Annotated in this window: 1 protein-coding gene; it reads right to left on the reverse strand. The window is 55.5% G+C overall.

What is annotated here, in order from left to right:
* Positions 1-380: hypothetical protein (locus AC1RPJ_RS07910; protein WP_481762863.1), on the reverse strand; the 380-nt coding region annotated here is incomplete at both ends.

Raw genomic sequence — 380 nt, forward strand, 5'->3', positions numbered from 1 at the left:
CCTTACACTCTGCGTGGTGCACGTAGTTGGACTTCGTGAACGAGTTCAGGCGTAGCCAGTACAGCACAAAGAAGAAATCAGGGAGAGTCAGCTCGAATGCCATCGGGCGGCCAGCAAATGCCGGAGCCGTCGTATAGCACACGGCGCTCACGGCCTCGACCATGGCCAGAAGCGATTGTTCGCGGTTTGCCTTCTGAAGCTTACCCAAGTGCTTGGCGCGGAACGGGCATACGTATAGATCAGTGAAACCGTAGAACGCGAATCGCGAAGGAAGCTCAACCGATGAATACTCACCGTCCGCGACAGGTGTGATTACACCCGGATGCTGCGACGCCACCTGATTTACATAGGACTGCACAAGATTCGGCGCAACCTTTTGC

Source organism: Dellaglioa sp. CoH-57-MRSF-17 (assembly GCF_056782015.1).